We start from the raw sequence: 25,319 nt of genomic DNA, 5'->3' as shown, positions 1-25,319 counted from the left end.
CTGTCTATAGGATATGAACGTCTAGGGAGAAGGGAGGTTTTTATACTATGAATATTATAAAAATGATTGAAGATGAGCAATTAAAGAAGGATATTCCTCAATTTAATACAGGTGATACTGTTCAAGTACATTATAAAGTTAAAGAAGGCTCTCGTGAAAGAATTCAAGTATTTGAAGGTACTGTTTTGAAGAGACAAGGCGGTGGAGTGAGAGAAACTTTTACAGTTAGAAGAATTTCCTATGGAGTTGGAGTAGAAAGAACTTTTCCTCTACATTCTCCAAGAATTGAAAAACTTGTTGTTACTAGAAGAGGTAAAGTTAGAAGATCTAAACTGTATTACTTAAGGGAAAGACAAGGTAAATCTGCTAGAGTTAAGGAAAAATCAAAATACTAAAATATTGGGACTTATTAAGGTCCCAATATTTATTTATTCTCAGGTTGGTGATAGTATGAATATAAATTGGTATCCTGGACATATGAAGAAGACTAAAGAATCAATGAAAAGAAGCCTACCCCTTATAGATATTATATATGAAGTTCTTGATGCAAGAGTACCTATTAGTAGTAAAAATCCAGATGTTGATAATATAATTGGAAACAAACCTAGATTGATTATATTAAACAAAGCAGATCTAAGCAATGAAATAGCTAATAAGGAGTGGGAGAGGTTTTTCTTAAATAAAGGAATACCTACAATTTTTGTAAATTCTTTAACTGGTTCTGGATTAAATCAAATAGTTAACAAATCTAATACTTTAATTAAGGATAAAATGAATAAATTGAAAGATAAAGGTATAAAAAATAGACCTATTAGAGCTATGATATTAGGGGTGCCTAATGTAGGAAAATCCACTTTAATTAATAATTTATCAGGTAGAAAAGGTGCTAAAACTGGCAATAAACCAGGTGTTACTAAGGGAAATCAATGGATAAAAATAAAAGGAAATTTAGAATTATTAGATACTCCGGGAATATTGTGGCCTAAATTGGACAATGAAGAACTAGCTTTAAATTTAGCTTTTACTGGAGCTATAAAAGATGAACTTTTAGATATAGAAGATTTAGCTTTTAAATTGCTTGAAAAACTTATAAAGCTATGTCCCGTGTTAATAGAAAAAAGGTATAATATTATAGTTAGAAACCATTCAACCTATGAGATCATGGAAAGTATTGCTATGAATAGAGGGTGCATATTAAAGGGTGGAGAAATTGATTATACAAGGATAAGTAATACTATAATTGATGATTTTAGGAAAGGAAGAATAGGAAAAATAACATTAGAACTACCCTAGTTATTGTCTGGAGGGATTTTATGTTAGAAATTGAAAATGAAATAAGGTCTAGAGGGTATAAATACATTGCCTGTATAGATGAAGTAGGTAGAGGTTGTTTAGCAGGAGATGTAGTGGCTTCTGCTTTAATAATGCCAAAGGATTTAATTATAGAGGGAGCAAAGGATTCAAAAAAACTAACACCTAAGAAAAGAGAAAAACTATATACTAAAATATTAGATAATGCTTTGGCAGTTGGATTTGGACAAGTAGATTCTAGAACTATAGATAGAATTAATATCAAGGAAAGTACCAGATTAGCTATGAAAAAAGCAGTACTAAACTTAAAAGATAGAAATGGAAATAAAGTTATTCCGGATTTTTTGTTAATTGATGCAGAAGAGGTATATTTAGATATTCCACAAAAAAGCATTATAAAGGGAGATGCAAAATGTCATGGAATAGCATGTGCCTCTATATTAGCAAAGGTTTTCAGAGATAGACAATGTGAAGTTTGGGGAAGGGAATATATTGGATATTTAATTGAAAAAAATAAAGGTTATGGTACTAAAGAGCATAGGGAAGCCATAAAAAAAATAGGTCCATCTCCAATTCATAGACTAACTTTTCTAAAGAAAATTATTTAGGGGGAAAAGGCATGTATATATATAACTCTTTCCCATTAGAAAGTCTACATTTAGATATAAGTGATTTTTTAATTAAAGAAGGGGATATAATCTTTGGAGAAATATTAGATATAAATGAAGAACTAATATTTTTAAAGTTGGAAAATATAGGATTAGTAAAAGGGGAAAATAATATAAATATTAAGTATCCAAAGTCTGGTAGAATCAAGTTTTTAGTTAAGTCTATATATAATGAAAAAATAGAGTTATCCCCTATTATAAATGAAAAAACAGAAAATTTAAGACCAGAAAAGTTTGAAAATAAAAAAATTATTGATAAGATATTTAGAGAGTATAATATTTTACAAGATGAAATATCGGAGGAATTTGTAGAAAGTTTATTAGATTATAATATTCCTCTAAATAAAGATAATGTTTTAAAGGGACTTAAAACCATAAAAAAATTAGAATGGATTTTAAATAAAGAAGATGGAGAAAAAATAATATTATTTAATACTGATAAAGAGCCTATGAAGGAAGAAATAGAAAAATTTATAATAGTAAATAAAGAAGAATACAACGAGATGAAAAGTCTTGATTATATATATACTAAAGTAAAAGATATGTTTCCAGAAGGGGAATTAACAAGCTGGTGTATAAAATCTATTGCATTTATTTTAAAAAATAATATGAATATATCAATAAATAATTTGGAAAAAATATTTTGTATATTGAAAGGTAGAGAGATAATATCACGGGAAGTATTTGAATTTTTTTATGATGAAGATGAAAATAAAGGTGATAGTTTGATTTTTAACAATAAAAATTTTATTGATATTATAGGAAAAGATAACTCTTATATTAAAAATTATTATAAGGATTTAAATAAAAAAATAGAATATATTAATAATAAAATTAAAAACAATTTTTTAAAAATAGACAATGATACTAAAAAAAATATTGAAAAGTTAGGTGACAGTTTAAAGTTTTTAGAAGAAATAAACAAAGAAATGACCTTTGTCTATGTACCAATATTTGCTGATAAAGAGGAGAATAGAGGTTCTGTATCTATGTTTAAAAAGGCAAATAAAAATATTAATAAAGGTGATAAATTAAATGTATTTATTAATTTGGATATGGATTATTTAAATAAAGTTAAAATATATTGTGAGGCATTTGACAATTTATTAAATATTAGTTTCAATATAGAAAAGAAAGATATATACTTATTTAAACAAAATGAGGAAATACTTTATAATCTTATAAGAGAAAGCGGGTATAAATTAAATGCTGTAAATTATATAGAGGATAGAGACATAAACTTATTAGATACCTTATCAGACAACCAGAATCCATACTATTATTTAGATGTGAGGGTGTAAGATATGAGGAAATCTAAAAAAGATAAAGAAAAAAAGGCTGTGGCATTAAAATATAGTAAAGATGATGTTTCTCCTATTATAGTTGCAAAGGGAAAGGGATATGTTGCAGAGAATATAATTAAAAAGGGAAAAGATGAGAAAATTGAATTATATGAAGATGAAAAACTCCTAGATGACCTTATGAAGTTGGAAATTAGAGAAGAAATTCCTCCTAAACTTTATAATGCTGTAGCGGAAATAATTGCTTATGTATATTATTTGGACAAGAAAAAGGGTGATTTAAATGACTAGCCATATAGAAAAAGGGAGGACTGGTGAATCTATAGCGGTTAAATATTTAATTAATAAAGATTATTATATACTGGAGAAAAATTTCAGAATTAAAACAGGAGAAATTGATATTATCGCTTTAAAGGATGATATTTTAGCTTTTGTAGAGGTTAAAACTAGGACAAGTACTAATTATGGATATGCATATGAGGCCGTCAATAAAAAGAAACAGAGGAAAATTATAAATACTGCTCTATATTATATAAAGCTTAATAGAATGAAAAATTATCAATTGAGATTTGATATTATAGAAGTGTATCTAGGAAGAACCAATAAAATAAATCATTTTAAAAATGCTTTTGTATAGATAAATTGGCTTAAAAGGATTTTAAAATAAAGAATATTTTAATAAATCAGAAAAGAGGTTTAAAATGTATTCAAAAGTAAAAACATGTGTACTTCAAGGTTTAAATGGGTTTACAGTTGAAGTTGAAACAGATATATCTAATGGGCTTCCAACTTTCACCATAGTAGGACTTCCGGATATATCTATAAAAGAGTCTAAAGAAAGAGTTAGAACAGCTATAAAAAATAGTGGCTATCAGTTTCCGTTAAAAAGGATTACAATTAATCTAGCCCCAGCTAATATAAAGAAAGAAGGTTCACAAATAGACTTAGCTATAGCCATAGGAATGTTAGCGGCAATGGATGTAATTAATAGATATAATTTTTCTAATATTTCTTTTGTAGGAGAGTTGGCTTTAGATGGAAAAGTAAATAAAATTGAAGGGGCACTTCCTATGATTATATCTTTAAGGGAAAAAGGCATAAAAAATATAGTAATACCTTATGAAAATAGGGATGAATGTGGGATAATACAGGATATAAATATAATACCAGTTAAGAATTTAAACCAATTAGTGAGATTTCTAAATGGCCAGGAAAAGATAAACTTTTATAAAAGAGATGTAAAAAATTCACTTAGCAGTAATGAAAGTATGGAAAAAGATTTTTCTGATATTAAAGGTCAAGAAGGATTAAAAAGGGCATTAGAGGTTGCTGCTGCAGGATTCCATAATATAATAATCATTGGTCCACCTGGTTCAGGGAAAACTATGTCATCAGAAAGACTTCCAACTATACTTCCAAATCTTACATTTGAAGAATCTATAGAAACAACTAAGATATATAGTGTAGCAGGACTGTTAAATAAGGATTCCTTAATAAATAAAAGGCCTTTCAGATCCCCACATCATACTGCATCTTCATCTTCTTTAATTGGAGGAGGAAGAGTTCCTAAACCAGGAGAAGTTTCACTAGCTCATAATGGTGTATTATTCTTAGATGAACTCCCTGAATTTCAAAAAAATGTATTAGAAGCTCTGAGGCAGCCCATCGAAGATGGCAATGTAACTATATCTAGAGTTAATGCAACTTTAACATATCCATCTAAGTTTATGTTAGTTGCAAGCATGAATCCATGTCCGTGTGGATATTTAGGTGATCCATATCATGAGTGCACATGTACTACAAATAGTATTAATAAATATTTAGGGAAAATAAGTCATCCTCTATTGGATAGAATTGATATACATATAGAAGTTATGCCAGTAGAATATAGTGATCTAAGAAAGGATACAAAAACAGAATCTTCCCAAGATATAAGAACAAGAGTTGACAGAGCGAGAGAAATTCAGTTAGAAAGATATTATAATAAAAATATATTTTCTAATGGGCAATTAACCTCTAAAGGTGTGAAAGAATATTGCAGACTGAACAATAAAGCTAATAAAATTATGAAACAGGCTTTTGAAAAATTCAAATTTAGTGCAAGAAGTTATAATAAAATATTAAAAGTAGGGAGAACTATTGCAGATTTAGATGGAGAAGAAAAAATTAAAGAAAATCATATATTAGAAGCTATCCAATATAGGAGTTTAGATAAAAAATATTGGGGGTAAGGAGATGAATGAAGTCAATAATAGGGAAGTACTTATCTGGTTAAATAGCATAGGAGTTAGTAATGTAACTGTAAACAAGCTTTTAAGATATTTTGAAAATATATCAGATATATGGAAAGTATCTACTGATGAAATTTTAAGTTTGAAAGGTATAAGAAGTAGCGTCAAGGATAAAATTATTTCTAAAAGAAAAGAATCTGTATTAGAAAATATCTTGATAAAAATAAAGAAAAACGATATAAATGTTATGACTGTATTTGATGAAGATTATCCAAATAGGTTAAGATATATTTATAATAATCCTGCAGTTTTATACTATAAAGGATCGTTTTCAGAGGTTGACAAATTATCCATAGGTATAGTAGGCTCTAGGAAGGCGACTTCTTATGGAAAATGGGTTAGTGGAAAATTCTCAAATGAATTATCTGAACTAGGGATTACAATTATAAGTGGAATGGCTAAAGGTATAGATACCGAAGCTCATAAAGGTGCTTTAAAGGGTAGCGGAAGAACAATTGCTGTCTTAGGTAGTGGATTAGATAATATATATCCTAAAAACAATAAAAAATTATATGATAGAATATGTGAGTGTGGAGCAGTTGTATCTGAATTTCCTTTAGGAACTGAACCTTACGCATCTAACTTTCCTCAAAGAAATAGAATAATTAGTGGTTTATCTTTAGGTATTCTAGTAATAGAAGCAACAGAGAAAAGTGGTTCTTTAATAACTGTAGAACATGCTATAGAACAAGGCAAAGAAGTATTTGCTATTCCAGGCAATATAAATAGTATTTTTAGCAGAGGAACTAATTATTTGATAAAAGATGGTGCTAAAATAGTTATGGATATAGAAGATATATTGGAAGAAATAGATGAATTTAAAAATATATCCATTAGAAGTGATGAAAAATTTGATTATTCTGAGTTAAGCTCTATGGAGATGAAGATAATAGAGTGCATAAGAAAAGAACCTACTCATTGTGACAATATAGTTTATATGACAGGATTAGATATATCTACTGTAAGTAGTACATTAACTATATTGGAATTAAAAGGGATAGTAAAGGAACTTCCTGGTAGGGTATATATATTATGTTAACATATAGGAATTAATAGTTGGAGGTGTGTACATTGCAAAAAAATCTAGTTATAGTTGAGTCACCTGCAAAAGCAAAAACTATTGGAAAATTCTTGGGAAAAAATTATAAAGTAAAGGCATCTGTTGGTCATATAAGGGATTTACCTAAAAGTACTTTAGGTATAGATATTGAGAATGATTTTGAGCCAAAATATATAACTATTAGAGGTAAAGGCCCAGTCATAAAGGAATTGAAAAGTGAAGCGAAGAAATCAGACAAAATTTATCTTGCAACAGACCCTGATAGAGAAGGAGAAGCTATATCTTGGCATTTAGCTCATATACTAGGGTTAGAAGAAGAAAAACCAGTAAGAATAGAATTTAACGAAATAACTAAAGATGCAGTTTCAGAAGCTATAGAAAATCCTAGACCAATTAATAGGGACCTAGTTGATGCACAACAAGCAAGAAGGGTATTAGATAGATTAGTTGGATATAAAATAAGTCCATTATTGTGGAGAAAGATAAGAAGGGGTTTAAGTGCAGGTAGAGTTCAATCTGTAGCTGTAAAGCTGGTATGCGATAGAGAGAAAGAAATAGAAGATTTCATACCAGAAGAATATTGGAGTATTAAAGGAATATTTGAAAAAAATAAAAGAAAATTTGAAGCAGACTTTTATGGAGAAATGAAAGGCAACAAGGAGATAAAAATAGATTTAAAGTCAGAGAAAGATGTAAAAAAAGTGATTAAAGATCTAGATAAAGGTAAGTACCATGTACATGAAGTGAAAAAAGGCACAAAAAGACGAAATCCTTATCCCCCATATACTACTAGTACTTTACAACAAGATGCTTCAAAAAGGTTAAGATTTTCTGCAAAAAAAACTATGGCTATAGCACAGCAGTTATATGAGGGAATAGATATAAAGAGAGAAGGTACAGTTGGACTTATAACTTATATAAGAACTGATTCTACTAGAATTTCTCAAGAAGCTATGGATACTGCAAGTGATTTTATTATAAGAAATTATGGAAAGGAATACTCTGTCAAAAGAAAAAACATTAAGAAAAAGAAAAGTAGTGATACTCAAGATGCTCATGAAGCTATAAGAGCTACATCTGTTAATAGAAAACCAGAAGATATAAAGAATTCATTAACTCCTGATCAATATAAATTATATAAACTTATCTGGGAAAGATTTATAGCTAGTCAAATGAGTGTAGCAATATATGAAACTTTATCCATTAAAATTCTATCAGGGAAATATATTTTTAGGGCATCTGGTTCTAAATTGAAATTTGATGGTTTTATGAAAGTATACAGTGTATTAGGGAAAGATAATACTATAGGTATGCCTACCCTTAAAAAGGGAGAAGAAATAAAGTTACAAAAATTAAAACCTAATCAACATTTTACTCAACCACCTGCTAGATATACAGAAGCAAGTCTTATTAAAACTTTAGAGGAGTTGGGCATAGGAAGGCCAAGTACTTATTCTCCTACTATATCTACTATTTTAAATAGAGAATATGTGGTCATAGAAAATAGAAGTTTCGAGCCTACAGAGTTAGGACTATTAGTTACAGAATTGTTAGAAGAATATTTTAAAAATATAATAAATGAAGAATTTACTGCTAACATGGAAGAAGATTTAGATAGAGTAGCAGATGGAAAATCTCCATGGAAAAAAGTAATTAAGGATTTTTATTCTGAATTTCATAAAGTTTTAGAAGTAGCTGAAGAAGAAATTGAAAAAATAGAAATAAAAGATGAAGAAACAGATGTTATTTGTGAAAAATGTGGAAGAAATATGGTAGTTAAATATGGACGATATGGAAAATTTTTAGCTTGCCCAGGATATCCTGAATGTAAAAATACAAAACCTTTTTTAGAGGAATTAGGTGTGGATTGTCCACGTTGTGGTGGGAAAATTGTTGAAAGAAGAACTAAAAAAGGTAGAAGATTTTATGGGTGTAGCAATTATCCTAAATGTAATTTTATGTCTTGGGATGAGCCTATTAGTGAGAAATGTCCAAAATGTGAAGATATACTAGTTAAAAGAAAAAATAAAAATAGCGCTATTATTAAATGTATGAATAAATCTTGTGATTACAAGAAAGTAGAAAAAAATAATAAATAAAATTAATAAATTAAGCTGTACTTTTATGTGAAATTATGGTAATCTATCATTAGACACGCAATTTAAACAAAAAAAAATATTCTGAAAACTATAAAATTAGTCTTGAACTTATGGAGAAAATATGATACTATTTCTTTTGTTTGTATATGTCCTATAAAGGAGTGGTTTTAGATGATGAAGGGAACTACTATTGTAGCTGTTAAAAAAGACGAAAAACTAGCTATTGCTGGCGACGGACAAGTAACTATGGGAGATAAAACAATAATGAAGGGGACAGCAAAGAAGGTTAGAAAAATATACAATGGGAAAGTACTTATTGGATTTGCTGGTTCTGTAGCAGATGCAATTACATTAGCTGAAATTTTGGAAGAAAAATTGGAACAATATGATGGAAATTTAAGAAGAGCTGCAGTTGAAATGGCAAAAGATTGGAGAAGAGATAAAGTATTAAAGCAATTAGAAGCTATGCTCATAGCAGGTGATAAGGAAAATTTATTAGTTATATCAGGGAATGGAGAGGTTATAGAGCCTGATGAAGGTATAGTTGCAATAGGTTCTGGAGGAAATTATGCGTTGGCTGCAGGTAAGGCTTTACTTAAACATTCAAAACTAGGTATTAAAAATATTGTAAAGGAATCTTTATATATAGCTTCAACTATTTGTGTATATACAAACGATAATATAACTGTTGAAATGCTCTAAGGAGAGTGATTAAATGAAGGAATTAACTCCTAGTGAAATAGTAAATGAGCTAGATAAATATATTGTTGGTCAAGATAAAGCTAAAAAGGCTGTAGCTATTGCCATTAGGAATAGGTATAGGAGAAGTTTATTAGATGAGGAATTTAAAGATGAAGTTAAACCTAAAAACATCTTAATGGTTGGACCGACAGGAGTTGGAAAAACTGAGATAGCAAGAAGATTGGCCAAACTTATAAAAGCTCCTTTTATAAAAGTTGAGGCTACTAAGTTTACTGAAGTGGGCTATGTAGGTAGAGATGTAGATTCCATGGTTAGAGATTTAGTTGAAGATTCCATTAGAATGATTAAGGAAGAAAAAATAAACAAGGTTTATGATAAGGGTAAGCTACTAGCAGAAGACAAAATCTTAGATATACTTGCACCAAGTTCTAAAAGGAAAAAAAATTCTAATAATCCTTTAGAAATGCTTTTTAATATAGAAGATGAGGAAGAAAAAAAAGTAGAAGATAAAAGTATAGAAATTAAAGAATATCGTAATAATATGAGAAAAAGACTTAAAAATGGCGAATTAGAAAATAGGATTATTGAAATTGAGGTAGAGGAGAATTCAAATTCTACAGTAGAATACTTTAGTGGATTAGGTATGGAAGAGTTTAATATAAACATGGGTGATATGTTTGGAGACTTTTTACCTAAAAAAGTTAAAAAAAGAAAGGTAACAATAAAAGAGGCTAAAAAAATAATTGGAGCACAAGAAGCACAAAAATTAATTGATATGGATGAGGTTATAGAAGAAGGAATTAAGAGGGCAGAAAATAGTGGAATAATCTTTATTGATGAAATAGATAAAATAGCAGGTAAAGATTATTCATCAGGACCAGATGTATCAAGAGAAGGAGTGCAAAGAGACATTCTTCCTATAATAGAGGGCAGCAATATAATGACTAAATATGGACCTGTTAAAACTGACCATATACTTTTTATTGCAGCTGGAGCTTTTCATGTTTCAAAAGTTAATGATTTAATTCCAGAAATACAGGGAAGATTTCCTATTAGGGTTGAATTGGATAACTTAACTGAAGAGAATTTTAAACAAATTCTTACTAAGCCTAAAAATGCTTTAATAAAGCAGTATCAACTTTTATTGAAGACTGAAGGGATAAATCTTAGTTTTACTGAAGAAGCTATAACTGAAATTGCTAAGTTTTCTTATATTTCTAATGAACAACATGAAAATATAGGTGCAAGACGATTACACACAGTCATTGAAAAAATATTAGAGGATATATCATTTAATGCGCCAGATTTAGAAGAAAAAGATGTAGTATTAGATGGTAAATATATAGAATCAAAACTCATGAATGACATTCAGCAAAAAGACATATCAAAATATATATTATAAAGGGAGGATTATAATGAGTGAAAGTTTATTACAAAAAACTAGAAGATTGAATAAAGCACTACAAAGTTCAGGGTCTAAACCTGTTTCTTTTCCTGAATTAAGTAAAATACTTAGTGATATATTGGATGCAAATGTATATATAGCTAGTAGAAAAGGTAGGGTTTTAGGCTATGAGCTTTCCACCGGTCTTGATTGTGATATACTTCAAAATGAAGTAGTGGAAGAGAAAAGATTTCCTAAAAAATATAATGATCGACTACTGAGAGTTATAGAAACTAAGGAAAATGTTGAAGAAATGAAAGAATGTGTATTTGATGAAATTTCTGAATGTGAATATCCTAATAAAATAGTAACTATAATACCTATAAATAGTGGTGGAGTTAGATTAGGAACTTTAGTATTATCTAGATTAGATAGAAACTTTACAGAAGATGATTTAGTTTTAGCTGAATATAGTGCTACAATAGTAGGCATGGAAATTTTAAGATCTAAAAATGATGAGATAGAAGAAGAAGCTAGGAAAAAAGCAGTAGTACAAATGGCCATAGGAACTTTATCTTATTCAGAATTAGAGGCTATGGAGCATATATTTAATGAGTTAGATGGCAATGAAGGATTATTAGTAGCTAGCAAAATTGCAGACAGAGTAGGAATCACTCGTTCTGTAATAGTAAATGCCTTAAGAAAATTTGAAAGTGCAGGTGTAATTGAATCTAGGTCATTGGGAATGAAAGGAACACATATAAAAATATTAAATGATAAATTGATTGATGAGCTTCAAAAAGCTAGAGGATAGTAGGTTTTTAAACCTACTATTTTTTATATTATGAATACTAGATTTTAGATAAAAAATTAAAACCTCTTCTATGCAATACAGTTAATCCGTTCGTCCCAAAACAAATTAGGACCTTGGTCCTAATTTGTTTAATTTCAATAAAAAAAAGAAATTTTAGAAGGAAAATTTTGCTTAGGCAAGAATATAGTACTAGTGGACTAGCGAAAAATGTTATTTTCTTAGAAAAAAGATAAAAAAAAGAGGAATAATATAGATAAAAAGACAAAAATAGTTTATAATGTTAATAACAATATTTAGTTTAAGAGGTGAGAATCATGTTATCAAATATATATTCGACAACAAATTTTTTAAAGAAAGCTTTAGATGGAACTTGGGCTAGGAACAAAGTCATATCTCAAAACATCGCTAATGTAGATACTCCGAACTACAAAAGAAAATCAATAGTATTTGAGGACTATTTAAAACGGGAATTAAGTAGTAGTAAAAAAGGGCTAGAAACCACAAATGATAAGCATATTTCTGGTATTAGAGCATTTCAAGATGATGAACCTAAGATAGTAGAGCATAATAATTCATCTTACAGGTTTGATGGAAACAATGTAAATATAGATGTGGAAACAGGAAATTTAGCAAAAAATACTATTATGCATGAAGCTTTGGTAAAACAAATTACAGATGAATATGAGAAAGTTAAAAATGCAATTATTGAAGGAGGAAAATAAAATGGGTATGTTTGATTCTATTAATATAAATTCTTCTGCTTTAACAGCTGAAAAGGCAAGGATTGATATTATATCTAAAAATATTGCTAATGAGAAAACCACTAGATCTACAGGAGGACAACCTTATAGAAGACAAACAGTAGTATTTCAGGAGAAAAAAAAGAATCTTTTTTCTCAATATTTGTCAAAGCATAAGAAGGACTTTAATGGAGATGGTGTGAAGATAGCTAAAATAGTTGATGACCCTACACCTTTTAAACTAGTATATGAACCAGGGCATCCAGATGCAGATGAAAATGGATATGTTAGAATGCCAAATGTAGAAATGGTAAAAGAAATGGTTGATATGATAGACGCTCAACGAGCTTATGAAGCTAATATAACTGCTATGAATGCATCTAAAACTATGCTTATGAAAACATTGGACATAGGTAGAAGATAGGAGGACTAAATATGAAAGTTAATTCTATACAATATGAAAATAATGATTTTCCTATTGTGAATAATAAAAAAGATAATCAGGAAAGTAATGGAATATCTTTTGGAAATTATTTAAAAAAAGCAATTGATAATGTTAATGAACTTCAAATTAATTCTGAAAACTATAAAAAACTATTAGCTACAGGAGATATTGATAATCTTCATGATGTTATGATAGCTGGAGAAAAAGCAAACATTTCACTACAATTAACTATGAGCATAAGAAACAAAGTAGTGGAGGCATATAGAGAAATTATGAGGATGCAATTATAGATAATGTAGCAGAGAACGGGGTGATTTAGTGGGAGAAACAATTCAGCAAATGAGAAAGGAATTAAATGAGCATTGGCAAAATATGAGTAAAAATAAAAAGATTAAGCTTGGTATAATAACCGGAGTAGTGATACTAGTTGTTTTTATATTAATATTTACTTTAACAAGACCTAAGTATGAAGTTCTTTATGATAATTTATCTCTTAAGGATATGGGAGAGGTAACTAAGAAACTTGATGAAATGAATATAAAGTGGAAGACTGACAATGATGAAAAAACTATTTTAGTACCTGCAGATATGAAAAACAAGGTGAAGCTTGAGCTAGCCTCTGAAGGCTTACCAAAAGAGGGATATGGTTTTGCAGATGCATTTGATGATAGCAATTGGACTATGACAGATTATGAAAAAAAGGAAAGAATGCGATATGCTCTTCAAAATGAATTATCTTCCACTATTTCTGAAATAGATGGGATTGAAAGTGCAACTGTGTACATAGATGAAAAAGAAGACTCAGGTTTTGTATTAGAAGATGATAAAAAAGAAACTACGGCTTCAGTATTTATTAAAAAGAGTGAAAAAAAACAGATACCAGCAGATAAGGTGACAGCAATTAAAAATCTTGTAGCAGGTTCAATCAATATGGATGAAGGAAATGTATCTGTTATTGATGACTCAGGACAGCTTTTAACAGATAATGGAGATAATGCAAATTACCAGATGAATGATCAATATGCTATACAACAGAATATAGAGTTAAAAACAAATGAAGGTCTTAGGAGATTTTTAGAAAATGTATTTGGGTATGGAAATGTAGATGTAAGAACTAGTGCAAAGGTAAATTTTGATAGTGAAGTAACAAAAGTAGTGGAATTTTCACCCCCTATTGAAGAAAATGAAGAGGGACTTATTAGGAGTATGGAAGAGATAGAAGAGACAATGGTAGGCGGAGATGGAAATATACCAGTTGGAGTTGATGGAAATCCACCAGATTATGAAATGGAGGATGGTGGAAATTCTAGATATGATAAAGCAAGTCGTGCAATTAATTATGAATTAAATGAAATAAATAGGGAAATCAAAAAAGCACCTGGTCAGGTGGAAGGTATAACAGTTGCTGTTCTTGTTAATGAAGCAGCATTAATAGATGGAGAAATGACAGAAGAAAAAAAGAATGAAATAGCTAATTTAGTTACAGCAGCTACAGGTCTTGATACTAGAGAAGTTCAAATAAGTTCTCAAGTTTTTAGTAGTAGTATGGAACCAGAAGAAGAGGAAAAAAAGGAGAATAAAGATTTAATTAAGTGGATTATATTAGCAGGAGTACTAGTGGCTGTTACTGTTGGCTTTATATTATATAAAAGAAAAAGAGATAAAGAGGAAGAAGAAGAGCTTGAAGATTTAGAAAGGTCTTTAGAGGAAAAAATAGATGAAACAACTCAAACTCAAATTCAAGGGCTGGATTTTGAGGCAAAAGAATCTGAAATGAAGACTCAAATAGAAGAATTTATAGAGAAGAAGCCAGAAGCTGTAGCTCAACTACTAAGATCATGGCTAAATGAATAGGAGTGACAATTAATGGCTAAAGAACAATTAACTGGTAAAGAAAAAGCAGCTATACTTCTTATTACATTAGGTCCTCAAAAATCTGCTGATATATTTAAACATTTAAATGAAGAAGAAATAGAGGAACTAACATTGCAAATCGCTAATATGAGAATGGTTTCTCCTGAAGAAAAACAAAAGATAATAGAGAATTTTTATCAACTTTGTTTAGCTCAAGAATATATTTCAGAAGGCGGAATCAGCTATGCTAAGGATGTATTAGAGAGAGCCTTAGGTGATGATAAGGCAGAGGATATAATAAGTAGATTGACATCATCTTTACAAGTTAGACCTTTTGAATTTGCAAGAAAAGCGGATGCAGGTCAATTATTAAATTATATACAAAATGAACATCCTCAAACTATTGCATTAATACTTTCCTATTTATCATCATCACAGGCAGCCCAGATATTAGCGAGTCTACCTGAAGAAAAACAAGCGGAAGTAGCTAGACGAGTAGCAATTATGGACAGGACTTCTCCAGAGGTAGTTAAAGAGATAGAACAGGTACTAGAAAGTAAATTTTCAAATATTGTTTCTCAAGATTTTACAGATGCTGGAGGCGTTCAAACTGTGGTAGATATATTAAATTCTGTAGATAGAGGAACAGAAAAACATATCATGGAAGAAATAGATATAAAGGATGCAGAACTTAGTGATGAAATTAGAAAGAGAATGTTTGTATTTGAAGATATAGTGGGACTTGATAATAGAAGTATTCAAAGAGTTATTAGAGAAGTTGATAATAGTCAGTGGGCTATTGCTCTAAAAGGGGCTAGCGAAGAAGTAAAAGAAAGTATATTTACAAATATGTCTAAGAGACTAGTTGAAATGATTAAAGAAGATATAGAATTTATGGGACCTGTTCGATTAAAAGATATAGAAGAAGCACAACAAACTATTGTAAATGTAATTAGAAAGTTAGAAGAAGAGGGAGAAATCATTACTCCAAGAGGAGGAGATGAAATAATTGTCTAGTATTATAAAATCCTCTAAAGTTTTAGAGGTAAAAGGTGATTCTCTAATTAAAAAAATAGATAATAAAGAAGAAAAAGTTTTATTAGAAAAAGCTAAGGAAAAATATGATGAGATAGTAAAGATAGCAAATAAAGAAGCAGAAAATATAATTAGAAGCGGATATGAAGAAAAGAAAATAATATTAGATAAGGTCTCTGAAGAAGCTAAAAAAAGTTTCGAACAATGGAAGCAAAAAGGCCATGAAGAAGGTTTGAAATTAGGATATGATGAAGGGTATATGAAAGGATATGAGGAAGGAAGAAAAGATTCTAATATTTTAATAGATGAGGCTTTAGAAATAAAAGAACATTATATTAAAGAAAAAGAAAAAATATATAGAGAAGTTGAAGAAGATATTATTAAACTTGTCATAGAAATTTCTGAAAAAGTAATTTATGACAAAGTAGATCAAGACAAAGAGTATATAGTTTCTGTAGTATTAAAGGGGATTGATAGTCTTAATACTACGGAAAGCTTAATTGTTAGGGTATCCAAGGAAGATTATAAGATAGTGGAAATGTCTAAAAATAAAATATTAGCTAAGGCAAGCTTAGTTAATGATTTAGAAGTAAAATTAGATAACAATCTAAACAAAGGAGATTGTATCATAGAAACATCAAAGGGCAATGTAGATGTAAGTATAGATTATCAGATAGAAAAAGTACAGGAATTATTAAATAATATTTTGCATAGCGAGTGATTTATGTGGAAAAAACAGTAGATATAAAAAAATATATAGAAGCTGTAAAGGATAAACGATTAGTTAAATATACTGGAAATATTACTAAGGTTACAGGTCTTACTATAGAATCTAATGGACCTATGGCTAGCATTGGAGAACTATGCTATATATATCCTCATGATAAAAGTAAACCTATAATGGCAGAGGTTGTAGGATTCAGAGAAGATAAAATACTTCTCATGCCTTTAGGAGATATGGAAGGTATTGCCTCAGGGAGTACTGTAATTGCTAATGGAAAATCATTAAATGTTAATGTCGGGGATGAACTAATAGGAAGGGTTATTAATGGTCTAGGAGAACCTATAGATGGAAAAGGCCCAATTAGTACATTAAAAAGCTATCCAGTTTCAAAATCCTCACCTAATCCATTGGAAAGGAAGAAGATAGATGAACCTCTGTCTCTAGGAGTAAAAGCTATAGATGGACTTTTAACTTGTGGTAAAGGGCAAAGAATAGGAATATTTGCAGGAAGTGGAGTTGGAAAGAGTACCCTAATGGGAATGGTTTCAAGAAATTCAACTGCGGATGTGAATGTTATAGGACTTATAGGAGAGCGGGGAAGGGAAGTTAGGGAGTTTATAGAAAATGACTTAAAAAAAGAAGGGCTTGAGAAGTCTGTAGTTGTAGTAGTGACTTCTGATCAACCGGCTCTTATTAGAGTTAAAGGTGCCATGGTAACTACAGCTATTGCCGAATATTTCAGAGATCAAGGAATGAATGTAATGCTTTTGATGGATTCTTTAACTCGTTTTGCAATGGCTCAAAGGGAAATTGGGTTAGCTATTGGAGAACCTCCAGTTACTAGAGGGTTTACTCCATCTGTGTTTGCTCTTTTGCCAAGGCTTTTAGAGAGAGCGGGAACTTCTTCAAAAGGGACTATTACTGGTCTATATACAGTATTAGTGGATGGTGATGATTTAAATGAACCTATTACCGATACAGTAAGAGGTATATTAGATGGGCATATAGTACTTTCAAGAAAACTTGCCAATCAAAATCATTATCCAGCAATTAATATTTTAGGAAGTATAAGTAGGGTCATGCCTAATATAGTCTCGGAAGAACATAAAAATATGTCCAATAGTATTAAAGATATATTAGCAGTATATGAGGAATCAGAGGATTTAATAAATATTGGTGCTTATAAAAGAGGTAGTAATAAGAAATTAGATATGGCAATAGATTTAATAGATGATATAAATGAATTTTTAACTCAGGAGGTTTCAAGAAGCTATAATTTTGAAGAAACTAGAAATAAGCTTTTAGAGATTGATAAAAAATCTAGAAAGTTTAAGTAATGGGAGAGTGTAGTATTGGAAAAATTCAATTTTAAATTTGAAAGGTTATTAGACTATAAAAAGACCTTAGAAAATCATAAGAAAAGTGAATATGGAAACATACAACAGAAACTAATTAAAGAAGAAGAGATTTTAAAAAACTATTGTGAATTCAAAAATGAACTTAAAAAGAAAAAGAATAAATCTTCAAATAAAATAAATGTAGCTAGCTTGCAACTATATAATAATTATATAAATGATATGAATGAAATAATTTCTACTCAAAAAGAATTAGTTAATAAGGCTGAAGACCAATTAAAAACCGTAAAAAGTGAGTTATTAGAGATAAGAAAAGAAAAAAGAGCTTTTGAAAGATTAAAGGAAAATAAGTATGAAGAGTATTTATATTGTGTCAAAAAAGAAGAAGAAAAACTTATAGATACAATAGTAAGTTTTAAAGGAAGCACCCGATAATAAAGAAAGGGGTGTTGTAAAAGGCATGGAGAACCTTAAAAATAAAAAGAAAACTTTGATCATAACAATAATCCTAATATTTATTTTTGTAAGTATAGTTTCTATTTTTCATGGAAAAGATAGATTTTTAAAAAATAAATCAAATATTTTATTTAGTAAGATATTTGGTTTTACAGGAGAACTATTCAAATCTGGTTCTACAAATGCAGAGAAGGAAAATAAAAAGGATTGTTTATCTAATTATTATCTTTCTTTAGAAACTAGTAGTGCTGCTGATAAACTTTATATAATAAAGAAAAATGATAAAGAATTATATAGTGATTTGATTAAGATAATGAATAGAAAATCGCCTAATAAGACTTCTAATATTTTAAAACTGATAAGAAATATAGATAAAAGAAAAGATTATCTTTCTTCGATATTTAATGAAATACAAAAAGGTAAGGAAAAAGAAATAAAAGAGGAAGTTGAAACTTTAGAAAACATTGATACTTTAGCTAGTATAAAGAAAATAGAGCAGATGACTTACGAAGATGAAGAATATTTAAGCATATTGCCAAAAATTATAAGTATCATGGATGAAAAAAAATCAGCTGAAATTCTCTTTTACATTGATAATAATATAAAGAAAAAAACTATGGCTAAATTAGAAAATAAAAAAAGAAATGATTTGGAGAAATTGATATTTAAAATGGAGTATCAAGATAGAAAGTTGGAAGATATAGCTAAGACATATGATTCAAAATCTACAAAAGAAGTTGTCAAAGAAATTGGAAATGAAGAAATATATTCTATGAAAAAGCTGTCTTATATATATATGAATTTGTCAATAGAGAAGGCAGCAGAAGTTTTAGCAGAAATAAAAAATGATGAATTTGTGGAAGAACTTATTTCAGCTATAGGAAAAGAAGAAGAGCTTCGAAAAGTTGATAACTCCAGAATGACTGAAATTAATGAAGCAGTTAAATTTTTAAGAGAGTATAATGAAAAAGTAGATGAATTAGTAGAAGTATATTCGAAAATGTCAACTAATAATGTAGCTAAAGTTGTTGAAAATATGATGGGAAATACAAAAAAAGTAACTTCTTTGGAAATTGATTCTTCACCAATATATGAAATATCTGATTCTACTATTATATTGGATGTACTAAGTAGAATGAAGAAACCTACTTTGTCAAAAATTATTAATAATATGGACAGCAAAAAAGCTTCCAAGTTAACTCAAATGTTAGCTAGTCCATAAAAATATTATGTAAAGGAGGTGAAAATATGAAGGAGATAAATAATATGCCAAAATTAAAAGCTGCTAATGATTTCTTTATTTTCAAGGATAAAGTTGAAACCAAAGACGCAGAAGGTGATTTTAGTAAGGATTTCTTCAATTGTTTGGAGAAAATTAATTCTAAAAAGGAAGATAAGTCTATAGATAAGGATGATTCAACAAAGAATAAAAAAATAAATAGAGATATAGATGGAGAACTGAATGAAATTAATATATTATTAGAAAGTATAATTTTATCTTTAAATAAAATAGAAATAATAGCTGATAAGGAAGAATTCAAGAAATTGGATAAAGACTTATTTATGGTAGTAAAAGAAGAATTTCAAATTCAAGATGAATATTATAATTCTAATGATTTAAACACTGAAGAGATTATAGAAAATTTATTAGATAATATATCCAATATTGAGGATATAATATATGAAATTGAAGAAGATATAGAAAATAAATTATCTAATAAAGAAGAAAATTATCTTTTCAATACAAGAAATATTAAAGAAAATATAGGAGTTATTAAAAAAGAAATACTTCCTCAATTAGAAGATAGAATAAATATAATTAAAGATATAGCTTTTTTTGAAAAAATAAATGATGAAGAAAATAAGGAAAGTAGCAAAACAGATTTAATTTTTCTAGAGGAAAAAAATATTCCTGAAAATACAAGTATGTCGCTATATAAGGCATTAGAAGCGATAGAAGATGCAACAGATGAACTATTAGAAGAATTATTGACTGAAGATAGTTTAGAATTAGATGAAAAAGATAGTCCTATTGATTTTGAAAAAGTTTTAGAACAAGATTTTAGTTTTTATGAAGTACAGGAACAATCCACATTATTAAGTACTAAATCAGATTTAGTATTTAACAATAAAATGGAATCAATAGAAAATAAAGTGATAGAGAACCCAAAGGAAAATGTAATTAAACAGGTAATAGACAAGGCAAAATTTATGTTAGAAGATAAAAAATCTGAAATGCAAATAAAGCTTAAACCAGAAATATTGGGAGAGCTCTTATTAAAAGTAGAAGTTGAAAAAGGCGTAGTTGTAGCTAAGGCAATAGTAGATAACTATAGAGTTAAAGAGCTTATTGAGACCAATATTATTCAATTAAAGGAAGGACTTGAGGAACAAGGTTTGGATATTAAAACCTTTGAGGTTCAAGTGGGAAATAATTCGGATTTTGAGAAAGAAGAAAGAAATGATGCCTTTTACAAGAATAAAAATAAAAAGTTAAAACTTAAAAAAGAAAGAATTTCAAGTCTAGATAATTATGAAGAAAACACAATATTTAATGATCCTATTTTATTAAATGAATTTAGATTAGATTTAAAAGCCTAGGAGGTGTAAGTTTGGATATCAATAATATAAATAATAAAAATAGTGAAAATTATATATCTGAATTTGATAATGAAAAGAAAGGGTTTGATAATAAATCAGGAAAAACTAATGAATTAGACAAGGATGCTTTTTTTAAATTATTGATGGCACAATTTTCGAATCAGGATCCATTAAATCCAATGGAAGATAAAGAATTTATAGCTCAGATGGCACAGTTTAGCACTCTTGAACAAGTACAAAGTTTAAATAAAAATTTCACAAACTCTCAAAAAGAAATAAAAGCTTCTATAGATAATTTAAATAATAATTATATTGATGCAAGTATTGAAACTTTGAAGGAGATAATAAATTTAAGAAAAGCATTGGAAGCTTATTTAGCTAAAGAAGATAAGCCTAGTACACCAGAACCAGAAGAAAATGAAGAGTAAATAAATCTGGAGCTGATATTGTGAATAGAATTAATATAAAACAATTAGAGAGTAGATTAATTAATTCTTCTACTCCAATTAATGATAAACAGGTAAATTCAAACAAAAATTTTAAAGAAATACTTGAAAAAGTCCAAGGGAAAAATGAGGAAATCAAATTTTCTAAACATGCATTAGAAAGAATGGATTCAAGAGATGTAAAGCTAAATTTAGAAGAAGTAAAAAAAATAGAAATGGCTTTCAAAAAAGCAGAAGAGAAGGGAGTTAAAGATGCATTTATTCTTCTAGGAGATAAAGGATTTATAGCAAGTATAGAAAATAAAACTGTTATTACTTCTATAACTAACGAAGAACTTAAGGAAAATATATTTACAAATATTGATGGGGCAGTAATATTGTAACTGGACCTTTTAAGGAAGTTATCTATGTCTGACTGATTGAAGACATGGTACTGCTTAGAAAATGGAGGTATGTAAAATGATGAGATCAATGTATTCAGCCGTTTCTGGACTGAGAGCACACCAAAATAAGATGGATGTTATTGGAAACAACATTGCTAATGTAAATACTGTTGGATATAAAAAAGGTCAAATGACTTTTCAAGAAGTATTTAGCCAAACAATAAGAGGAGCAGGAGCACCACAAGGTGGAAAAGGTGGGACAAACCCTCAACAGGTAGGTTTAGGTGTAGATGTTGGCTCTATAAATACTATCCATACAAATGGACCATCTCAAAGAACGGATGACCCTAGAAACGTTATGATAGATGGAGAAGGATTTTTTGTAGTAACTGATGATGCCAATTTTGAAAATAGATATTATACAAGAGCTGGAAATTTTGGGGAAGACACAGATGGAACATTGGTAACACCTGGTGGATATAAAGTATTAGGATATAAAGCAGATGAAAATGGAAATATAACAACAGAAATTGGACCAATAGTCATAAATAAGTCAGAAACAATAGCACCAACAGCAACAACAGATATTCAATTTAGAGGAAATTTAGATTCAAGAAGCGATGAAACTTTTACAATAAATACTGTTATAAAAGATAGTTTAGGTGGTTCATGGATCGTAGAATTTAAGTTTGAAAAGGATCCTAATGAAACTAATCAATGGACAATATCATTAGAAGATATAAAAAGTGAAAAAACAGGAATAAAGATAGAAGGAAAAATCACCGGTAAGAACACTATAAAATTTGATGAATATGGGAAAATTGATGAAAATTCAGTAGAAAATCTTTATTTAGATCTTTCTGGTATAACACAAGGTGAAGACAAGGATGGTAACAAAGTTGATTTAGGAGCAACTTTTGGGAATGAAGGAAATATAACTATATTTGATCCAGAAGACAAAGATTCCTATAAAAAAATAAATCAGTATGATAATGATAGAGATATTGAGCCATATCCTAAAAACGGTAATTCTTCTGGAAAATTAAAGGATTTTTCAATAGATGAATTTGGAGTTATAGTAGGAAATTTTACTAATGGAGAAAATAAAGCATTAGGACAGCTGATGTTAGCTAAATTTGACAATCCTATGGGATTAGAAAAAGTAGGGAGTAATTTTTTTAAAAATACTAGAAACACTGGGGAAGCCCAATATGGAGCAGCAGGTACTAGCGGTTTTGGAACAACTAAGTCTGGAAATCTTGAGATGTCTAATGTAGATCTCTCTATGGAATTTACCGAAATGATAACAACTCAAAGAGGATTTCAAGCTAATTCTAGAATTATTACAGCTTCTGATGAAATGCTTCAAGAATTAGTAAATATGAAGAGATAATTAATTATTTAATTGGCTATTGAGGGGAAAAACCCCTCATGCCAATTACAGAAGGTGGGATATTTATGATAAAAGTTAAAAGATTAAATGGAAAGGAGTTTGTTATAAATAGTGATTTAATTGAGTTTGTAGAGGAAACACCTGATACAGTTATTACTTTAACGACAGGTAGAAAAGTAGTTGTTCAGGAGCCTATAGATGATATTATAGATAAGGTTATAGCTTTCAAATCAAAAAATATACAGTATATAAAAAGATAAGAATAGGGAAAAGAGGTGTAACAGTTGGATATAGCAACTATTGTTGGATTAGTTAGCGGTTTTATATTTATTATATGGGGAATTCTTATATCTGGAGAGATAGGTTCCTTTATAGACATATCTTCTATTTTAATAGTTATCGGTGGAACTTTAGCTTCTACTCTTATAAGTTACCCTATAAAAAGTTTTTTAGGATCTTTTAAGGTAGTAAAAAATGCTTTTTTTCATGAGGAAATTTCCCCAGATGGAGTTATAGCACAAATAATTAAATTGGCTAATGTAGCAAGAAAAGAAGGATTATTATCTCTAGAAGAACTTGCGGAAGGTATTGATGACAAGTTTTTAAAAAAAGGCATAATGTTAATAGTAGATGGAACTGATCCAGAACTAGTAAGAAATATACTTGAAACAGAACTTGTTTTTCTTGAGGAAAGACATACAGAAGGTCAAAGTTTATTTGAAACTATGGGATCATTTGCTCCAGCCTATGGAATGTTAGGTACTCTTATAGGGCTTATAAATATGCTTAAAAAACTAGAGGATCCTTCTAGTATAGGACCAAATATGTCTGTAGCTTTAGTAACAACTTTTTATGGTTCGTTTTTAGCTAATGTAGTATTTTTACCTATGGCAAATAAGTTAAAAATTAGAAGCAATAGAGAAATATTAGTAAAAGAATTAATGGTTGAAGGACTTTTATCTATACAAGCAGGTGAAAATCCAAGAATCATTGAGGAAAAATTAAAAACTTTTGTTCCACCGGAGCTTAGAACTGATTATAAAGATCAGCTTGAAAGTGAGGGAGCATAATGCGAAAAAGGAAAAAGGAAGAGAAGGAAAACGCTCAAGAATGGCTAACTACATATAGCGATATGGTTACCTTATTACTTTGTTTCTTTATTTTATTATTTTCTTTTTCGGAAATTGATGCTCAAAAGTTTAGGACTATTATGAGCTCTTTTCAAGGTGGTACAGGAGTTTTGGAAAGTGGTTCTGCTATGGATATTCCAGAAGAACTAGAGGGAGATGTAAATGTAAATGCAGATGAAGATGAGTTAAAAGAACTAAAAGATGTTATTGAAGAATATGCAAAAAATATAGGTATGGAAGATGAAATTACATTAAAAATTGAACAAAGAGGATTAGTTATAAGATTTATGGATAGTGTATTTTTTGACTCAGGTAAAGCTGAAATAAAATCTGAATCAAAAGAAATACTCCATTATATGGCTGAACTATTAAATAAAAAAGAATTTAAAGGAAAACTTATAAAAATAGAAGGCCATACAGATTCTGATCCAATTGTATATTCTACTACATACCCTACTAACTGGGAACTCTCATCTACTAGAGCTACAAATGTGTTAAGATACTTAATAGAGTCAGAAGGAATAGATGGAGATAGAGTATCCTCTTCAGGATATAGTTTTTATAGACCAGTAGCTTCAAATAACACAAAAGAAAATAAAGCAAAAAATAGAAGGGTTGATATAGTTATTTTAAAATCATCTTATGAAAAATGGGAGCCATAAATTATGCTATAAAATTCTAGTGAGGTGAAGATATGGATACTAAAAAAACAATACTAATAGTTTTGCTTGTTATTTTAATATTATTTGCAGTAGCTGGCTTAATTTTAGGATTTTCTATTTATAAAAATAGTGGAGACAAAAATAAAGATATAGAGAAATATTATATTACTTTAGAAGAAATGTATTGCAACATAAAGGATAGTAAAAAGATTATAAAATTAAAGGCTACTATAGAAATTAATAATAAAAAGACTTATGAAGAATTAGAAGAAAAACAATTTTTAATGAGGAATGAAATAAATAAAATTATTAGAAATAAAGAGGAAAAAGAACTTCTAGGAAAAGAGGGGCAAGTAGCTTTACAGAATGAGATAAAAGATAGTTTAATAAAATTATTTGACAACGGTGAAAGCATTTCAAATGTTTATTTTGATGAGTTAATAATACAGTAGGGGGGATATACAA

At 29.0% G+C, this 25,319-nt stretch carries 29 protein-coding genes; all 29 read left to right on the top strand.

What is annotated here, in order from left to right:
- Nucleotides 1-47 precede the first annotated feature (47 nt).
- The 29 genes from rplS (at nt 48) to NSA23_RS01405 (ending at nt 25,306) form a co-directional block, all read left to right on the top strand.
- Entirely contained in the window at nt 48-395 is a 348-nt protein-coding gene (rplS, locus tag NSA23_RS01545) for a 50S ribosomal protein L19 (RefSeq protein WP_042681677.1), read from the top strand.
- Between the two features lie 55 nt (nt 396-450).
- The gene (gene ylqF / locus NSA23_RS01540) at nt 451-1,293 is read left to right on the top strand and encodes a ribosome biogenesis GTPase YlqF (RefSeq protein WP_042681679.1); all 843 of its coding nucleotides are present in this window, start codon (nt 451-453) and stop codon (nt 1,291-1,293) included.
- Between the two features lie 20 nt (nt 1,294-1,313).
- Complete coding sequence (locus tag NSA23_RS01535; RefSeq protein ID WP_042681682.1) at nt 1,314-1,919, top strand: ribonuclease HII; 606 nt, start codon at nt 1,314-1,316, stop codon at nt 1,917-1,919.
- 11 nt (nt 1,920-1,930) lie between these two features.
- Entirely contained in the window at nt 1,931-3,280 is a 1,350-nt protein-coding gene (locus NSA23_RS01530) for a hypothetical protein (protein WP_042681684.1), read from the top strand.
- A gap of 3 nt (nt 3,281-3,283) precedes the next feature.
- Nucleotides 3,284-3,571 (top strand): EscU/YscU/HrcU family type III secretion system export apparatus switch protein, encoded by a 288-nt coding sequence (locus tag NSA23_RS01525; RefSeq protein WP_042681686.1) that lies wholly within the window; start codon nt 3,284-3,286, stop codon nt 3,569-3,571.
- A complete protein-coding gene (locus tag NSA23_RS01520) occupies nt 3,564-3,917 on the top strand; it encodes a YraN family protein (protein ID WP_042681688.1) in 354 nt (117 codons plus the stop codon). Before NSA23_RS01525 ends, NSA23_RS01520 begins: the two co-directional genes overlap by 8 nt.
- Nucleotides 3,918-3,981: 64 nt before the next feature.
- Nucleotides 3,982-5,511, top strand: a complete 1,530-nt coding sequence (locus NSA23_RS01515) for a YifB family Mg chelatase-like AAA ATPase (protein ID WP_257490059.1) — start codon at nt 3,982-3,984, stop codon at nt 5,509-5,511.
- A 4-nt stretch (nt 5,512-5,515) separates the two neighbouring features.
- Nucleotides 5,516-6,610, top strand: coding sequence for a DNA-processing protein DprA (gene dprA, locus NSA23_RS01510; RefSeq protein WP_042681692.1), 1,095 nt, complete (start codon nt 5,516-5,518; stop codon nt 6,608-6,610).
- 32 nt (nt 6,611-6,642) lie between these two features.
- Nucleotides 6,643-8,730: a type I DNA topoisomerase gene (topA, locus tag NSA23_RS01505; RefSeq protein WP_042681694.1), complete on the top strand. Its 2,088-nt coding sequence runs from the start codon at nt 6,643-6,645 to the stop codon at nt 8,728-8,730.
- A 171-nt stretch (nt 8,731-8,901) separates the two neighbouring features.
- A complete protein-coding gene (gene hslV, locus NSA23_RS01500; protein ID WP_042681696.1) occupies nt 8,902-9,432 on the top strand; it encodes an ATP-dependent protease subunit HslV in 531 nt (176 codons plus the stop codon).
- Between the two features lie 13 nt (nt 9,433-9,445).
- Complete coding sequence (gene hslU / locus NSA23_RS01495) at nt 9,446-10,834, top strand: ATP-dependent protease ATPase subunit HslU (RefSeq protein ID WP_042681698.1); 1,389 nt, start codon at nt 9,446-9,448, stop codon at nt 10,832-10,834.
- Nucleotides 10,835-10,847: 13 nt separating this feature from the next.
- On the top strand, nt 10,848-11,630 hold the full coding sequence (gene codY / locus NSA23_RS01490; RefSeq protein ID WP_042681700.1) for a GTP-sensing pleiotropic transcriptional regulator CodY: 783 nt from the start codon (nt 10,848-10,850) through the stop codon (nt 11,628-11,630).
- Nucleotides 11,631-11,944: 314 nt separating this feature from the next.
- Nucleotides 11,945-12,352 carry a flagellar basal body rod protein FlgB gene (flgB, locus tag NSA23_RS01485; RefSeq protein WP_042681702.1) on the top strand — a complete coding sequence of 136 codons (408 nt, stop codon included), beginning with the start codon at nt 11,945-11,947 and terminating at the stop codon, nt 12,350-12,352.
- Nucleotide 12,353: 1 nt separating this feature from the next.
- Nucleotides 12,354-12,794 carry a flagellar basal body rod protein FlgC gene (gene flgC, locus NSA23_RS01480; RefSeq protein WP_042681704.1) on the top strand — a complete coding sequence of 147 codons (441 nt, stop codon included), beginning with the start codon at nt 12,354-12,356 and terminating at the stop codon, nt 12,792-12,794.
- Between the two features lie 11 nt (nt 12,795-12,805).
- The gene (gene fliE / locus NSA23_RS01475; RefSeq protein WP_042681705.1) at nt 12,806-13,105 is read left to right on the top strand and encodes a flagellar hook-basal body complex protein FliE; all 300 of its coding nucleotides are present in this window, start codon (nt 12,806-12,808) and stop codon (nt 13,103-13,105) included.
- A 28-nt stretch (nt 13,106-13,133) separates the two neighbouring features.
- Complete coding sequence (fliF, locus tag NSA23_RS01470) at nt 13,134-14,669, top strand: flagellar basal-body MS-ring/collar protein FliF (protein WP_042681707.1); 1,536 nt, start codon at nt 13,134-13,136, stop codon at nt 14,667-14,669.
- 12 nt (nt 14,670-14,681) lie between these two features.
- Complete coding sequence (fliG, locus tag NSA23_RS01465; protein ID WP_042681709.1) at nt 14,682-15,686, top strand: flagellar motor switch protein FliG; 1,005 nt, start codon at nt 14,682-14,684, stop codon at nt 15,684-15,686.
- Nucleotides 15,679-16,425, top strand: a complete 747-nt coding sequence (locus NSA23_RS01460; RefSeq protein ID WP_042681711.1) for a FliH/SctL family protein — start codon at nt 15,679-15,681, stop codon at nt 16,423-16,425. The genes fliG and NSA23_RS01460 overlap by 8 nt, the downstream gene beginning before the upstream one ends.
- Nucleotides 16,422-17,765 carry a flagellar protein export ATPase FliI gene (gene fliI, locus NSA23_RS01455; protein WP_222704778.1) on the top strand — a complete coding sequence of 448 codons (1,344 nt, stop codon included), beginning with the start codon at nt 16,422-16,424 and terminating at the stop codon, nt 17,763-17,765. Before NSA23_RS01460 ends, fliI begins: the two co-directional genes overlap by 4 nt.
- 15 nt (nt 17,766-17,780) lie before the next feature.
- Entirely contained in the window at nt 17,781-18,218 is a 438-nt protein-coding gene (gene fliJ / locus NSA23_RS01450) for a flagellar export protein FliJ (protein WP_042681713.1), read from the top strand.
- Nucleotides 18,219-18,273: 55 nt separating this feature from the next.
- Nucleotides 18,274-19,461 (top strand): hypothetical protein, encoded by a 1,188-nt coding sequence (locus tag NSA23_RS01445; RefSeq protein WP_257490058.1) that lies wholly within the window; start codon nt 18,274-18,276, stop codon nt 19,459-19,461.
- A 26-nt stretch (nt 19,462-19,487) separates the two neighbouring features.
- Entirely contained in the window at nt 19,488-20,840 is a 1,353-nt protein-coding gene (locus tag NSA23_RS01440) for a flagellar hook-length control protein FliK (protein WP_042681717.1), read from the top strand.
- Between the two features lie 11 nt (nt 20,841-20,851).
- The gene (locus NSA23_RS01435; protein ID WP_050069802.1) at nt 20,852-21,268 is read left to right on the top strand and encodes a flagellar hook assembly protein FlgD; all 417 of its coding nucleotides are present in this window, start codon (nt 20,852-20,854) and stop codon (nt 21,266-21,268) included.
- A 20-nt stretch (nt 21,269-21,288) separates the two neighbouring features.
- A complete protein-coding gene (locus NSA23_RS01430; protein ID WP_050069803.1) occupies nt 21,289-21,669 on the top strand; it encodes a TIGR02530 family flagellar biosynthesis protein in 381 nt (126 codons plus the stop codon).
- 76 nt (nt 21,670-21,745) lie between these two features.
- Nucleotides 21,746-23,062 carry a flagellar hook protein FlgE gene (locus NSA23_RS01425; protein ID WP_042681719.1) on the top strand — a complete coding sequence of 439 codons (1,317 nt, stop codon included), beginning with the start codon at nt 21,746-21,748 and terminating at the stop codon, nt 23,060-23,062.
- Nucleotides 23,063-23,127: 65 nt separating this feature from the next.
- Nucleotides 23,128-23,322: a flagellar FlbD family protein gene (locus tag NSA23_RS01420; RefSeq protein WP_042682266.1), complete on the top strand. Its 195-nt coding sequence runs from the start codon at nt 23,128-23,130 to the stop codon at nt 23,320-23,322.
- Nucleotides 23,323-23,346: 24 nt separating this feature from the next.
- Nucleotides 23,347-24,132 (top strand): flagellar motor protein, encoded by a 786-nt coding sequence (locus NSA23_RS01415; RefSeq protein ID WP_042681721.1) that lies wholly within the window; start codon nt 23,347-23,349, stop codon nt 24,130-24,132.
- Nucleotides 24,132-24,854 (top strand): OmpA/MotB family protein, encoded by a 723-nt coding sequence (locus NSA23_RS01410; protein WP_042681723.1) that lies wholly within the window; start codon nt 24,132-24,134, stop codon nt 24,852-24,854. The genes NSA23_RS01415 and NSA23_RS01410 overlap by 1 nt, the downstream gene beginning before the upstream one ends.
- 32 nt (nt 24,855-24,886) lie before the next feature.
- Nucleotides 24,887-25,306: a flagellar basal body-associated FliL family protein gene (locus NSA23_RS01405; protein WP_042681725.1), complete on the top strand. Its 420-nt coding sequence runs from the start codon at nt 24,887-24,889 to the stop codon at nt 25,304-25,306.
- Nucleotides 25,307-25,319: the final 13 nt, after the last annotated feature.

Origin of the sequence: Anaerosalibacter massiliensis, assembly GCF_024623155.1 — a bacterium.
Lineage (GTDB): Bacteria > Bacillota > Clostridia > Tissierellales > Sporanaerobacteraceae > Anaerosalibacter > Anaerosalibacter massiliensis.
This window is presented reverse-complemented; position numbering and strand designations above follow the sequence as displayed.

What these genes read in the sequence shown, in the direction of transcription:
- rplS (WP_042681677.1), top strand. Translation starts at nt 48, where the DNA reads ATGAATATTATAAAAATGATTGAAGATGAGCAATTAAAGAAGGATATT.
- ylqF (WP_042681679.1), top strand. Translation starts at nt 451, where the DNA reads ATGAATATAAATTGGTATCCTGGACATATGAAGAAGACTAAAGAATCA.
- NSA23_RS01535 (WP_042681682.1), top strand. Translation starts at nt 1,314, where the DNA reads ATGTTAGAAATTGAAAATGAAATAAGGTCTAGAGGGTATAAATACATT.
- NSA23_RS01530 (WP_042681684.1), top strand. Translation starts at nt 1,931, where the DNA reads ATGTATATATATAACTCTTTCCCATTAGAAAGTCTACATTTAGATATA.
- NSA23_RS01525 (WP_042681686.1), top strand. Translation starts at nt 3,284, where the DNA reads ATGAGGAAATCTAAAAAAGATAAAGAAAAAAAGGCTGTGGCATTAAAA.
- NSA23_RS01520 (WP_042681688.1), top strand. Translation starts at nt 3,564, where the DNA reads ATGACTAGCCATATAGAAAAAGGGAGGACTGGTGAATCTATAGCGGTT.
- NSA23_RS01515 (WP_257490059.1), top strand. Translation starts at nt 3,982, where the DNA reads ATGTATTCAAAAGTAAAAACATGTGTACTTCAAGGTTTAAATGGGTTT.
- dprA (WP_042681692.1), top strand. Translation starts at nt 5,516, where the DNA reads ATGAATGAAGTCAATAATAGGGAAGTACTTATCTGGTTAAATAGCATA.
- hslV (WP_042681696.1), top strand. Translation starts at nt 8,902, where the DNA reads ATGATGAAGGGAACTACTATTGTAGCTGTTAAAAAAGACGAAAAACTA.
- hslU (WP_042681698.1), top strand. Translation starts at nt 9,446, where the DNA reads ATGAAGGAATTAACTCCTAGTGAAATAGTAAATGAGCTAGATAAATAT.
- codY (WP_042681700.1), top strand. Translation starts at nt 10,848, where the DNA reads ATGAGTGAAAGTTTATTACAAAAAACTAGAAGATTGAATAAAGCACTA.
- flgB (WP_042681702.1), top strand. Translation starts at nt 11,945, where the DNA reads ATGTTATCAAATATATATTCGACAACAAATTTTTTAAAGAAAGCTTTA.
- flgC (WP_042681704.1), top strand. Translation starts at nt 12,354, where the DNA reads ATGGGTATGTTTGATTCTATTAATATAAATTCTTCTGCTTTAACAGCT.
- fliE (WP_042681705.1), top strand. Translation starts at nt 12,806, where the DNA reads ATGAAAGTTAATTCTATACAATATGAAAATAATGATTTTCCTATTGTG.
- fliG (WP_042681709.1), top strand. Translation starts at nt 14,682, where the DNA reads ATGGCTAAAGAACAATTAACTGGTAAAGAAAAAGCAGCTATACTTCTT.
- NSA23_RS01440 (WP_042681717.1), top strand. Translation starts at nt 19,488, where the DNA reads ATGAAGGAGATAAATAATATGCCAAAATTAAAAGCTGCTAATGATTTC.
- NSA23_RS01425 (WP_042681719.1), top strand. Translation starts at nt 21,746, where the DNA reads ATGATGAGATCAATGTATTCAGCCGTTTCTGGACTGAGAGCACACCAA.
- NSA23_RS01420 (WP_042682266.1), top strand. Translation starts at nt 23,128, where the DNA reads ATGATAAAAGTTAAAAGATTAAATGGAAAGGAGTTTGTTATAAATAGT.
- NSA23_RS01410 (WP_042681723.1), top strand. Translation starts at nt 24,132, where the DNA reads ATGCGAAAAAGGAAAAAGGAAGAGAAGGAAAACGCTCAAGAATGGCTA.
- NSA23_RS01405 (WP_042681725.1), top strand. Translation starts at nt 24,887, where the DNA reads ATGGATACTAAAAAAACAATACTAATAGTTTTGCTTGTTATTTTAATA.